This is a genomic window from Psychrobacter glaciei, assembly GCF_014652895.1.
Taxonomy (GTDB): domain Bacteria; phylum Pseudomonadota; class Gammaproteobacteria; order Pseudomonadales; family Moraxellaceae; genus Psychrobacter; species Psychrobacter glaciei.
The window spans coordinates 249,043-261,821 of record NZ_BMZR01000002.1 but is presented as its reverse complement, the minus strand read 5'-3'; the positions used below and the strand labels follow the sequence as shown (position 1 = coordinate 261,821).

Genomic DNA, 12,779 nt, shown 5'->3' with positions numbered 1-12,779 from the left:
TCAACAGCTAGCGCTTGCGTAACAGTAGCTGTGAGATAATGACCAATATCAAAGAAGCGACTAATAATAGTGTACCAATAGCATTAACTTCCGGCTTAAGTCCTACTCGTACCATCGAGTAAATTCGTAGCGGTAATATCTCATAGCTAGGGCCCGTGACAAAGGTTGAAACCACGACGTCATCTAGCGATAAGGTAAAGGCGAGCAACCAACCTGCCATTACTGCTGGCAAAATAACGGGAATCAGCACGGTACGTACCATGGTCGATTCATTAGCGCCCAAATCGCGTGCCGCTTCCATCAAGCGCTCATCTAAACTACTCAATCGTGCAAAGACAGTAATCACAACAAACGGTAGGCAAAAAGTAATGTGTGCCAATAGTAGTGAGACAAAGCCCAACTGCAAACCGATTAGTAGGAACAGCGCCAATAATGAGATAGCCAATACAATCTCAGGCGACATCATCAGGACAAATAACAGCCCATTTAATAAGCCTTTACCGCGAAAGTTATAACGGTGTAAGGCAAGGGCAGTGAGCGTTCCTATCAAAGTCGAGACAGTCGCGGCAACCAAGCCCAATACAATAGAGTGCCAAAATGCATCGAGCATGGCTTGGTTATTAAATAGTGATTCGTACCACTTTAAGCTAAAGCCATCCCAGTTGTAGCCGATTTTTGACTTGTTAAAAGACATCACGACTAGGACGATAATGGGCAGATATAGCAAGGCATAAATCAGCCCGAGATAGCCTTTGGCGGCGATACTGCCAATCTTAAGCGGACGAGTTTTTTTATTCGGTGATCTATAAGACATTAGGCCACCTCATTAAAGTCAGTCTTGCCAATGCGGCGACTACTGGCACGATAGGCGAGTAATAATACCGCCATCGCTAGGGTCAATAATACGCTGGCAGCTGCGCCAAACGGCCAATCACGCGCATCCAAAAATTGGTTTTTGATAATATTACCGACCAACAAGTTGCGCGAGCCGCCCAAAATATCGGCCACATAGAACATACCCATCGCTGGCAATAACACCAACAGTACCCCAGAGATAATCCCTGGTGTTGTGAGTGGTAGCACCACATGCCAAAAGGTCTGCCTTCTCGATGCACCCAAATCTTGCGACGCGAGTAGCATGTCATTGCGCAAGTCAGTAAAGACCGCATACAACGGCAATACCATAAAAGGAAATAACAAATAGGTCAGTCCCGCTATGACCGCGCCTTGCGTGTATAAAATATCAATAGGAGTATCAATCACACCTATCGCTAGCAAGAATTTATTAATCAAACCATTATTAGCAAACAATAACTTGAGGGCATAAGTGCGTACTAGAGAGTTCGTCCAAAACGGCAATATCAATAGCATCATGAGCAGCGGCTGCCAGCGAGTTTTGGCTTTAGAGACCAGCCACGCAAAAGGATAACCAAGCAGCAAGCAGATAACCGTGGTGATACTTGCCATCCATAATGAATGGACAAATACCTCAAAATACAACGGATCAATTATGCGTACATAGCTGTCGATGCTGACCGGCAAGCTGATAAAAGCGCTGCTATCGCGGGTCAAAAAACTAACAGCGATGACTAGGATATTTGGTAATAGTGCAAATATCAGTAGCCAACCCCATATTAGCCAAAGCGTGGCGGTACGAAATGGACTTTTGCTGCCCAAATTGAAACGGCTAGTACGTGCCATCAGCTACCATCCTTTTGTACAGACATGCCTTGATGTTCGCTTGAGTTGGCGGTTGAATGATCAAGTGAGGGATCAAGTGAACTGTCATCTGGTAACACCCATTCCCAGCCATCAACCCATGAGACCTTGACCGCTTCATTCAATTTATAATCAAAGCTGGGATCATCTTCATCAAAGAATTCAGAAGCCTTGATAATATGACCGTTTGCCAATTCAATAATCGAGTCTAAAGTGCTGCCTTTATAGTTACTTTCAATCACTCGGCCAAACAGTCCAGTATGAACATCGTCATTAGGATCATAAATTCGCAAATCTTCAGGGCGCAGTAGTAAATTGACGATGTCGCCTACTTGCACATCATTGGCAAAATCAGGACGACGCAAATTACGTAATGTCGTTGGGCCATCTTGCGCTTGCGCCTCACAGACTTCGACTTCGATACGTCCGTTAGTGACTTTGCCATCACGATCTGGCTGGTCAGCGTAGACGCCTTTGACTTCTGCCTTGAATAGATTGGTCTCACCGATAAATTTGGCGGTAAATAAATTCGCGGGCGTTTCATAAATCTCGATAGGTGTGCCGATTTGCTGAAAGGTGCCGTCTTTCATCACCGCAATACGGTCTGACATCGATAGTGCTTCTTCTTGGTCATGGGTGACGAAGACAAAGGTAATGCCCAGCTCACGCTGTAGCCGTTTAAGCTCAGACTGCATTTGCAAACGTAGCTTGTGGTCGAGCGCCGATAGCGGCTCATCAAGCAACAATAATTTAGGACGATTAATGACCGCCCGTGCGATGGCAACACGCTGCTGCTGACCACCAGATAAATCCTGCGGTTTACGATTGGCGAGATGCTCTAATTGCACCATTGCTAGCATGTCGCGCACGCGCGTTTTAATCTCATCTTTAGGCACTTTTTTAATTTTAAGACCATAAGCCACGTTTTGGGCGACGGTCATATGTGGAAACAAGGCATACTGCTGAAACACCGTATTGACCGGACGCTTATCCGCTGGCAAGCCTGACATCTGCACGCCATCCAGATAGATAGCACCAGCGTTTGGCTGCTCAAAACCGGCAATCAATCGTAGCAATGTCGTCTTGCCGCAGCCTGACGGGCCAAGCAAGGTCAAAAACTCACCATGCTTGATATCGAGATTGATGTCTTTTAATACTTCGGTTTGGTCATAGGTTTTTTTTATACCCGTCAGTTGCAGCAGTACCGTGTCAAGTGACGCCGCAGCTTGGTGCGTGTTTGAAGGTGATTCGGTCATAAGGTTGGTTCCTAAACATCCAACATTTCAGTACAGCTATACGTCTAAAGCACTGCCTTCAAGGTGGTTTGGTATGGGGATAAACGATGGGTATCAATAGGGTTTGGTTGCTGCGTATTATAACAAACCTTGGATATAAGTCAGTGCCAGTTCGTTATAAGTTAGCGATGCTACTTTGTTGTAAAATAAAATTTTGCCAAACATCGTTAAATAGCTGGTTAATATCCCGAGACTATCCATGCTATTTTTCTCGCTTGACGGCAATTTATCTCATTTTTATAATCGTTCTTAAAATGAAGACACGCCCTAGCGAGATTAAAAGCGATTTTTTTATTATTTTTCTGCTTTTATTCCTATACAATCATTTTGTGGCTAAGAAATATAATGAGCCGGCTGTGTATGGCAAAATGCTTAGGGCGTGTCTTCAATTCACTCGATAGTCATTTAAATGGGCTAAAAATGGCTAAAAATGGCTAAATCTTGCCAAACATCGTCAAATAGCTGGTTAATATCCCGATATTATCTGCGCTATTTTTCTTGTTTGACGGCAATTTATCTCATTTTTATCACCATTTTTGAAATGAAGATACGCCCTAGCCAGCCATGGTCAAAAACAGAGATTTATTATTCTAATCATTTGATAATCAAGGACCCTTTATGCCTAATGATACTCGTCCACAAACAGGTCTAGAAGCGCTCGAACTACTAAGAGACGGTAATGCGCGCTACGTTGATAGCCTGACGAACACTGATCCAATGATGCAACGACGTCCAGAACTCGTGAGCGATCAAGACCCGCTGGCCATCATTTTGGGTTGCTCGGATGCTCGCGTACCAGTCGAGATTGTATTTGATCAAGGCTTGGGTGATTTGTTTGTCATTCGAGTAGCGGGTAATGTGGTTGCGCCTTCGCAAATCGGTTCGGTAGAGTTTGCCGCCGAAAAGTTTGGCACAAAATTGGTGGTGGTCTTAGGACATTCGCATTGCGGCGCTGTCACTGCTTGCGTCGAGGCGCTGATTAATCCTGAGCAAAATTATTCGCCAAACTTACAGTCAATCGTCGATCGTATTCGCCCAAGTGTCTACAACCTTCATGAGCTCGCCACTGCCAATGGGCAAGATGTCGATGCTGATGAACTGGTCGATCGCTCGATACGTGCCAACGTGCGCATGTCGGTCAGTCAGCTCAAGCATGGTTCGCGAGCGTTAGAGGATTTGACCAGCAGTGGTCAGTTATTGGTCGTTGGTGCAGAGTATGATTTAGAGACAGGAAAAGTGCGTTTTTTAGACAGTTAATAATTATTCTTTTATTAATAAAGTCGCGCCTGCCTTACTCTTATTTGATGTATGGTTTGTGCGGCTACACCGAGTTATTTCATATAAACACCCCTATTGATTGACTGTATAGACTATCAGCTCTTACAAAACCCTATCACTAGTCCCGCGATTTTTTATTATGATGAGAGTTTTAGGCCAATCATGACAACCATGATTTTTTGGTCTTTCAATATTAATAACTCTTCAACTATTAGGATAATTATGTCTACTTCATCTAACAACAATAACGACGCTATCATAAACCAGCCTGCTAGCAGCGTCAGCACGGATGGTGTTCAGTCAATCTCATCAAAAACTACTGGCTTCACTTTTAACCATACGATGCTACGCGTGAAAGACCCTGCAAAATCATTAGCGTTTTACACCGGTGTTTTGGGTATGACTTTGCTTGCTGTTAAGAAGTTCCCTGACATGGGATTCGACTTATATTTCTTGGCCAAGTTGACCGAAAGCGAGCGCGAAAACTTGCCAACTGGCGATGATCTAGAAATCTTTGCCTTCCGTCAGCGTGGTATTTTAGAGTTAACGCACAACTACGGTACTGAGACAAAGGCTGACTTTAGCTATCATGACGGTAATCAAGATCCGCAAGGTTTTGGTCATATTTGCTTTAGCGTACCGAGTTTAAATGAAGCGGTTGCTTGGTTTGATAAAAATGACGTCGAATTCAAAAAGCGTCCAGAAGATGGCAGCATGAAAAACATTGCCTTTATTAAAGATGTAGACGGTTACTGGATTGAAATCGTACAAGCAGATTTGATGCGCTAAATGTTAGACAGTTAAAAAATATAAGCATTGATGAATAAAAAAGTTTAATAATTTAAGGAGTGATCCCTGCATGCCCAGCCCTGAGGCAAACCCTACTACTGCTGATCCAGCGACGATTAACTCAGCGACAACGACTGATGTTTTTACTTATCAAAGTATTATTGATTCGGCGAATGGAATATTTATCGGCTTTGTTGAGCGTATTCCGTACTTTGTAGCGTCGATTATCGTTGTTCTGATTTTTTGGTTTCTATCAATCGTTTTCAAAAAAATCGTCTACAAATTGCTGGGTAGCCGTAGTCGGCATCAGAACTTGGTCAAAGTGTTTCAACGGGTAGGCGGCGCGCTGATTATTTTTATTGGCTTCATGATTGCCATGGTGATCGCCGTACCAGGATTTACGCCTGCCAAGCTGATTGGCGCACTCGGTATTGGTTCGGTCGCGATTGGTTTTGCTTTCAAAGATATTTTTCAAAACCTACTATCGGGTATTTTGCTACTCATCTCGGAGCCGTTTCGTATTGGCGATCAGATCGTTTCTGGAGAATATGAGGGTACAGTTGAGGATATTAAAATCCGTGCAACCACCATCAAGACTTATGATGGTCGACAAGTCGTTATTCCAAACTCAGACCTATATACCTCAGCATTGACTGTCAATACCGCCTACAAACAGCGTCGTTTACAAGTGGCGGTCGGCATTGGTTATGAAGATGATATCGAAGCGGCGAAAGCTGAGATTATGCAAGCATTGGATAAAGTGGGTAGTGTTTCCACTAAATCTAAGCCAAGCGTGATTGCAACGGGATTTGGCGGATCATCTATGGATCTGATGGTGCGCTGGTTTATTGAAGATGGTACGCAGGCTAATAAAGTTGCTTCTATTCATCAAGTGATCGTAGAAATTAAGAAGGCCCTTGATGCAGCAGGCGTGAATATTCCTTTCCCGATACGCACTATCGACTTGAGTGACCCCTCCGTAAAAGCGATTGTCAATAAAATCAATGAGCAACAAAATGAGCAACAAGCTATTGATGTTAATAAAGCCGCGACAGAGTAGTTGAACTGATGAGGCAATTCTGTTTGTTCAATAGAGTCGCCAAGTCTATTGCCTAAGTAAGCGATCTCTCAAACGACATTAAAAAAACCGCCATATCAAAGGATACGGCGGTTTTTTTGTTATCAATCAACGGGTATTTATTCAGTTTTAGCTCTAAAATCTGTATGACATGATTTGCAGCTTGCACCAACTTGACCAAAGGCAGGCTTGACGTCATCCATGCTAGTGGCAGTTTGTGCGGTAGCGCTTAGCTCAGCGGTGACTTTTTGAAAGTTGTCGGCTTCTGCACGGAACTCATCCGCATTAGACCAAACCGCTTCAGTAGCATTACCTACCGCTTCTGGATCTTCAAAATGACTCCAAGGCTTGGCGGCATCTTCTGCCAAGAATGCCGCTTGCTCTTTAAATACTTCAGAATCAAATGTGTCAGGTGCTTTTGCCATATCACCCATGACGCCCATTGCATCGCCCCAGTTTTTCATAGTGTCTTGACGCGCTTGCACGTCAGGGTTAGATTCTGTTGAGGTGCTACAGGCCGTTAGACCCAGTGCAGCTGCCATCAAAGTAATGCTAACCAAAGATTTGAAAGATTTATTGGTATAAACCTGTGCCATATGACTTACTCCTTTAAACTTGGCTAATAGTAAGCGCGATTACAAACGCTCGCTTTGTCGTAAAATATAGTTATACAAAATACTGCCTAAAATTCTTTTGAGCACAGTTGCTAATAAAGAATGCCTTCTATTGTAACGGTTATCTGGGCGATGGGAATTATATAGTTGTTATATCCTCGTAATATTTTAAATAAGTATAACTTAACTTAGGTATGGCTGCTTATGGTTGGTTGCGATGATTGTATGGTAGTTACACAACATATTTTTTACAATAACGACGAGAGAGTGGGTGGTTTAAACAGTACTGACAATAAAAAAAGGCCAGCGATAGTAGCTGACCTTCTTAATATTTTCAAAAAGTATGAATACCGTGATATTTACAACACCTATAGCGCTAACCAATCACGCGGTTTTAAGTAAAAGTCGGTTAACTCAAACTCAGGTGTGCTAGGTTCCGGCTCGAATCGATAATGCCAGCTGGCAAGCGGCGGCATACTGACTAGAATTGACTCAATACGTCCATTACTCTGTAGCCCAAATAGCGTGCCACGATCGTAGACCAGATTGTACTCGACGTAGCGACCACGACGATAGAGCTGAAACTCACGCTGTGCTTCGGTATAAGGCGTATTTTTACGCTGTTCAAAAATCGGCATGATACCGTCAAGATAACCATTGCCCACGGCTTTCATAAAGTTAAAGCAAGTCTCAAAGTCCCAGCCACGGCTGTCAGTATTGACATCATCATAGAATAGACCACCGATACCGCGTTGCTCATCACGATGGCGCAAATGGAAATACTCATCGCACCATTGTTTAAAGTCAGGGTAGACAGTGTCGCCAAAGGGCGCGCATAGGTCGTGACAGACTTGGTGCCAATGGACACAGTCGGCTAATACTGGATAAAACGGGGTCAAATCAAACCCACCACCAAACCACCAAATGGGGGCTTCGCCCTCGGCTTCGGCGATGAACAAGCGTACGTTGGCATGACTGGTAGGGACATTGGGATTTTTGGGATGAACAACCAATGACACACCCATGGCTTGTGCTTTGCGACCTGCAATATCGGGGTGACGCGCGGTGGCTGAGGCGGGTAAGTTATGGACATGAATATGGCTAAACATGACTCCCGCTTTTTCAATCACTTCACCGTCTGCCAATACACAAGACCTACCGCCGCCGCCTTCAGGACGCTTCCAATCGTCGGGAACAAAAGTTGCCGTACCTCCACCGTCGCGCTCTTGTGCTTCTAACGCTTGGCAAATACGCGCTTGCAAATCGACTAAAAACGCACGCACGCGCGTGATATCATCGCTGGTCGGAGTGACTGTTTTCTTCGATTCCGGTTTTTTCGATTCTAGGTTTGCAGAGTCTGTAGTTAAGAGGTTTGCATTGTTGTCTAAATTTTGATTGTTCATAAAAATATCTATTTATTCAGGTGTATTGCGGTATTGAATTCTTTATCGAGTAAATGTCCCATACGATCACGCTTGGTGGCCAGATAGTCTGCATTCATGTCGTTAACGCCAACGACCAATGGTACTCGCTCCACGACATCGATACCATGGGCAGTCAAATAAGCAACTTTTTCTGGATTATTGGTGATCAGTCTCACTGCATCAACGCCCACATGGGCGAGCATCGGGCTGCACATATCATAAACGCGCGCGTCAGCAGGCAAGCCTAACATCAGATTGGCATCTAAGGTATCATGCCCTTGATCTTGCAGCGCATAGGCACGGATCTTATTGGTCAGCCCAATGCCGCGACCTTCTTGGCGCAGGTAAAGAATTGCCCCGTAACCGGTTTCTTGTATCGCTTGCATCGCTGTATTAAGCTGGGGGCCACAGTCACACTTCAATGAACTAAATGCATCACCAGTCAAGCATTCAGAGTGAATACGCACCAATGGGATAGGTCGTTCTGCTAGCGTGTCCTGCTTTTGCGTCAAGACATCGACAGCGTCTTTATTTTGCTCAACCACAGACAGACCGACCGTCAGCATCACATGCTCTTGACCGTCTTCATTTTCAAAGATATGGATATCAAACTCGCCGTGACGAGTAGGTAGTGTGGCGCTGGTGATAAATTGATATGACATTAATGTCCTACATGAGCCGATCATCGAGGCGGTAGCGGATTTTGGCATAGCCATATTATTATGGTTAAGAGGTTATCAGTATAACCGGTTCGTGAAGACAACGTGTTTATAGCGCTTATTATAAAAACACACAAAGTTCACAGACGACGCACGATGATTAAAGCGACAATTAAAAAATAATGCTATTATGCCATACTATTTTAACGGATACAGTGACAAGTCTTTGCCCTTACATTACTATGTCGTCACTAACGTCTGATATTGATGCCAGACAATGAGGCATAATAGCAATACTTGGTGTCACAGCGTTAAGACCATCGTCGTCTATTATGGCGGCGTACTTATTGCTATGCGTCATTATATAAGCGATAAGCGCTATCAGTAATTTATAGTCAATGACATCCATCATGGTGTCGTGATTATTGCTATTATTAACGCCACTATTATTAACGCCACTATTATTAACGCCACTATTATTAACGCCACTATTATTAACGCCACTATTATTAACGCCACTTAGTTATTGATAACCATAGTAATATTCTAGGGTAATCCCTTGTCAGCAGATTGGTAGGTATCGTACGGTTTATGCAGCAGTCACCTTATTCCCCACAGTCTCAGTCAGTATCTGCGTCAGCCATGGAGTCTGCTGCTAAGCTATCCAGTCTGCAACAGACGTATGCAGTGATTCCACGTGTGCGTCCTCATACACCGCTACTCGATGCGATCAATACGCCCTCTGATCTGAAAAAATTTACTACCGCGCAGCTTATTAATTTGGCTGATGAATTGCGGCTTTTTTTATTGTATTCAGCGGGTCAGAGTGGCGGACATTTCGGTGCAAATTTAGGGGTGGTTGAGCTGACGATTGCGCTGCATTACTTATTAGATGCGCCGCAAGATCAGATCGTTTGGGATGTGGGTCACCAAGCTTATGCGCATAAAGTACTGACAGGTCGTCGCGATAAGCTCGGAACGATTCGTTCTAAAGACGGTTTGACCGCTTTTCCTGAGCGTGCTGAGTCAGCTTACGATACGTTTGGTGTTGGGCATTCATCGACTTCCATTTCAGCTGGTCTAGGCATGAGTCTGGCACTACGTTACCAAGGTCGCGCGCAAACCGTGGCTTGTATTATTGGTGATGGCGCGATGACCGGTGGTATGGCGTTTGAAGCCATGAATGATGCGGTGCAACAAGATGCGGATCTGTTGGTTATTTTAAATGACAACGACATGTCGATATCTTGCTCTATCGGTGGCTTTTCACGGCATTTAGCCATGCTGTGGGAATCAGGCTATCAAGTTGATATCTCTGATGCAGGCGAGCCAGTGCTATGCCAGCGCCCTGATATGCAAGCGTTTGACCGCCGTAAACGCCATAAAGAAATGCGCGATGTGCCGCAGCTAGAAGACAATTTATTCAAAGCGGTTGGCTTTACTTACTTTGGTCCCTTTGACGGACATAATGTGCCTGAGCTGCTACGAGTATTGTCGCTTGCCAAGCAAGTAAAGGGTCCGGTGTTAGTCCATATTTATACCACTAAAGGTAAGGGTTTTGCGCCAGCTGAATTAGATCCAGTTGGCTATCATGCTATCGGTAAATTGCCTATTGAAGATGATGAAGCAAAATCTACAGAAGGCAGAGTTTCAGCAACTAATACTCCAAAAATTGATATTCCAAAAGCTGACATTCCAAAAACTAGGCCTGCCTTAAAGTACTCGCAAGTATTCGGTCAGTTCTTATGTGATAAAGCAGCGGCAGACGATAAGTTGCTGGCTATTACGCCTGCTATGGAAGAAGGCTCGGGGATGATCGACTTTGCTCATCATTTCCCAACGCGTTTTTTTGATGTTGCTATCGCTGAACAACATGCGGTGACGCTGGCCGCTGGTATGGCGACCCAAGGCGTTAAACCTATCGTGGCGATTTATTCGACGTTCTTGCAACGTGGTTACGATCAGTTAATTCATGATGTGGCGTTGCAAAACCTTGATGTGACCTTTGCTATCGATCGCGCGGGTCTGGTTGGTGAAGATGGCGCTACTCATGCAGGCGTGTTTGATTTTGCCTTTTTACGCTGCGTGCCCAACATGCTGATTGCCGCGCCAAAAGACGAGAACGAATGCTACCATTTGCTCAATACCTGTTATGAGTACCAAGGTTGTACAGCCGTACGCTATCCGCGCGGTGTCGGTACTGGGGCTATTATTACTCAACCAGCACAAACTTATAACATCGGCGAGGCAGTGGTAGAAGCGGTATTAGGTAACGACAATGCGCCTAATAAACTGGCGCTACTGGCATTTGGAACGATGTTTGCGACGGCTCAGCAAGCAGCACAAGCTATCGCCAATGATGATTCAGAACTAAATGCAGAGCCAGACTGTCAGGTGCATGTGGTCAATATGCGCTGGGTAAAACCGTTAGATACTAAATTGCTCGAAACCTTAATTGAGCAAGGTATCACGCATATCGCGACCTTAGAAGAGCATATGACGATGGGCGGCGCAGGTAGTGCGGTCAATGAGTATTTGCTTAACGAATCGCTAGCCTTCAAAAATAGTCGTCCGGCTGTCTGTAATATTGGCATCGCTGATCGCTTTATCGCGCATGGTTCACAAGCTGAGCAATGGGCTGATTGTGGTTTAGATGTCCAAGGCGTGGTTGACCAACTACAAAACTTATTATCGTAAAATGTTTTGATAGCTACCTGTTTAAGTAAAAAAACAGATAGCTTGATCAATAGATATAACGCCTACTTAGCCGTGGGTGCTGACTTTTTTACAACTTGCGCAGTTCGTGACGACCACCAAAATAATGGTTGGTTTTGTGAGCGTAATGGTTTTTTCGTTTTTATCGAACAATTTTAGTATAATGCGGTTGTCGTTTATAAGTTTTTATTTATAAAAGACACGTTTTTAAATCGCATAGATGTGGTGTGATGCGGCTAGTCTAATTGGCATGTTGTGGGCACAAAGTTAGTCTTATTTTTATATTCATTCATCAAGCAAATAGGTTATTTATGGAACCCATGGTCGTCATCGCAGCACGTACTGCTGAAAAAGTTGGTAAAGAGATTTTATATGCGCATCAAAACCGCCACAAAATCGAATTGGACATCGAGTCAAAAGGACTTGATGGATTGGTCACACGTATTGATCGTTTCAGTGAAGAGCTGACGATTGAGACGCTAAAGGCCAGCTATCCAAACCATTCGTTTTTGGGTGAAGAGTTTGGTATGCAAGAAGGTCGCGGCGAAGACGCTGACTGGTGCTGGATTATTGATCCGCTAGATGGCACCAAAAACTTCGTCCATGGTGTGCCGCAGTTCTGCGTATCGATTGCTGTACAGCATAAAGGTGTCACCCAACATGGCGTGGTCTATGATCCAGTCCGTGATGAGATGTTCTCTGCTAGCCGCGGTAAAGGCGCGCGCTTGAACAATCGCCGTATGCAAGTGAGCGAACGCAAAACGCTTGACGGTGGCCTATTTACTACGGGTCATCCGCTTGAGCGTAAGCGCAATGGTGAGATTGTCTCTTATGCGAAAGAGCATTTTGAAAGCCTACAGAAAGTCTCTGAAGCGGGCGGTCAAATTCGTCGTTTAGGCTCAGCGGCACTTGATTTATGCTATGTGGCCGCTGGTCGTTTCGATGGTTATTTTGAGATGTCTATCAAGCCGTGGGACATCGCTGCTGGTGAGCTTATCGTCACTGAGGCACGTGGTGTGGTCGTCGATCATACTGGTGCACACGACTCAATGACTTCAGGCTCTATCTTTGCGTGCAACATTAAGCTGCTAAAACCACTGATGCAAGTGGTTGTCCCAATATGGGGTGACGCGGTATAGTAAATCATCGATAAACTTGTGATGGCGTGATATGTGCTCAAATGATGAGTCAGTAATATTGTATTCCTA

Annotated in this window: 11 protein-coding genes; 5 read left to right on the top strand and 6 right to left on the bottom strand. The window is 44.5% G+C overall.

Annotated features, from left to right (window positions below; all coding sequences use genetic code 11):
• Positions 1 to 7: 7 nt before the first annotated feature.
• From potC to potA, 3 genes are read right to left on the bottom strand one after another with little or no spacing between them, the layout of a single operon-like run.
• Positions 8 to 814, bottom strand: coding sequence for a spermidine/putrescine ABC transporter permease PotC (potC, locus tag IE130_RS05825; RefSeq protein ID WP_189583087.1), 807 nt, complete (start codon positions 812 to 814; stop codon positions 8 to 10).
• On the bottom strand, positions 814 to 1,701 hold the full coding sequence (gene potB, locus IE130_RS05820; protein ID WP_010195883.1) for a spermidine/putrescine ABC transporter permease PotB: 888 nt from the start codon (positions 1,699 to 1,701) through the stop codon (positions 814 to 816). Before potB ends, potC begins: the two co-directional genes overlap by 1 nt.
• Positions 1,701 to 2,975 (bottom strand): spermidine/putrescine ABC transporter ATP-binding protein PotA, encoded by a 1,275-nt coding sequence (potA, locus tag IE130_RS05815; RefSeq protein WP_189583084.1) that lies wholly within the window; start codon positions 2,973 to 2,975, stop codon positions 1,701 to 1,703. The genes potB and potA overlap by 1 nt, the downstream gene beginning before the upstream one ends.
• A gap of 657 nt (positions 2,976 to 3,632) precedes the next feature.
• Between potA and IE130_RS05810 the strand changes: the two genes are divergently transcribed.
• The 3 genes from IE130_RS05810 (at position 3,633) to IE130_RS05800 (ending at position 6,141) form a co-directional block, all read left to right on the top strand.
• Positions 3,633 to 4,271 (top strand): carbonic anhydrase, encoded by a 639-nt coding sequence (locus IE130_RS05810; protein WP_189583081.1) that lies wholly within the window; start codon positions 3,633 to 3,635, stop codon positions 4,269 to 4,271.
• 243 nt (positions 4,272 to 4,514) lie between these two features.
• On the top strand, positions 4,515 to 5,081 hold the full coding sequence (gene gloA, locus IE130_RS05805) for a lactoylglutathione lyase (protein ID WP_189583078.1): 567 nt from the start codon (positions 4,515 to 4,517) through the stop codon (positions 5,079 to 5,081).
• 70 nt (positions 5,082 to 5,151) lie between these two features.
• On the top strand, positions 5,152 to 6,141 hold the full coding sequence (locus IE130_RS05800) for a mechanosensitive ion channel family protein (protein ID WP_189583075.1): 990 nt from the start codon (positions 5,152 to 5,154) through the stop codon (positions 6,139 to 6,141).
• A 137-nt stretch (positions 6,142 to 6,278) separates the two neighbouring features.
• Here the strand turns inward: IE130_RS05800 and IE130_RS05795 are convergent, their stop codons facing one another.
• The 3 genes from IE130_RS05795 to ribA all read right to left on the bottom strand — a co-directional run bounded on the left by IE130_RS05795 (position 6,279) and on the right by ribA (position 8,859).
• The gene (locus IE130_RS05795) at positions 6,279 to 6,755 is read right to left on the bottom strand and encodes a c-type cytochrome (protein WP_189583072.1); all 477 of its coding nucleotides are present in this window, start codon (positions 6,753 to 6,755) and stop codon (positions 6,279 to 6,281) included.
• Between the two features lie 386 nt (positions 6,756 to 7,141).
• Complete coding sequence (hemF, locus tag IE130_RS05790) at positions 7,142 to 8,176, bottom strand: oxygen-dependent coproporphyrinogen oxidase (RefSeq protein WP_189583069.1); 1,035 nt, start codon at positions 8,174 to 8,176, stop codon at positions 7,142 to 7,144.
• 8 nt (positions 8,177 to 8,184) lie between these two features.
• Complete coding sequence (gene ribA, locus IE130_RS05785; RefSeq protein WP_189583066.1) at positions 8,185 to 8,859, bottom strand: GTP cyclohydrolase II; 675 nt, start codon at positions 8,857 to 8,859, stop codon at positions 8,185 to 8,187.
• A gap of 588 nt (positions 8,860 to 9,447) precedes the next feature.
• On the opposite strand from ribA, the gene IE130_RS05780 reads away from it, so the two are divergent.
• Both IE130_RS05780 and IE130_RS05775 read left to right on the top strand, forming a co-directional pair.
• Positions 9,448 to 11,553, top strand: a complete 2,106-nt coding sequence (locus IE130_RS05780) for a 1-deoxy-D-xylulose-5-phosphate synthase (RefSeq protein ID WP_264997213.1) — start codon at positions 9,448 to 9,450, stop codon at positions 11,551 to 11,553.
• Positions 11,554 to 11,882: 329 nt separating this feature from the next.
• Positions 11,883 to 12,710 carry an inositol monophosphatase family protein gene (locus IE130_RS05775; protein ID WP_010195855.1) on the top strand — a complete coding sequence of 276 codons (828 nt, stop codon included), beginning with the start codon at positions 11,883 to 11,885 and terminating at the stop codon, positions 12,708 to 12,710.
• The last annotated feature ends 69 nt before the right edge of the window (positions 12,711 to 12,779 follow it).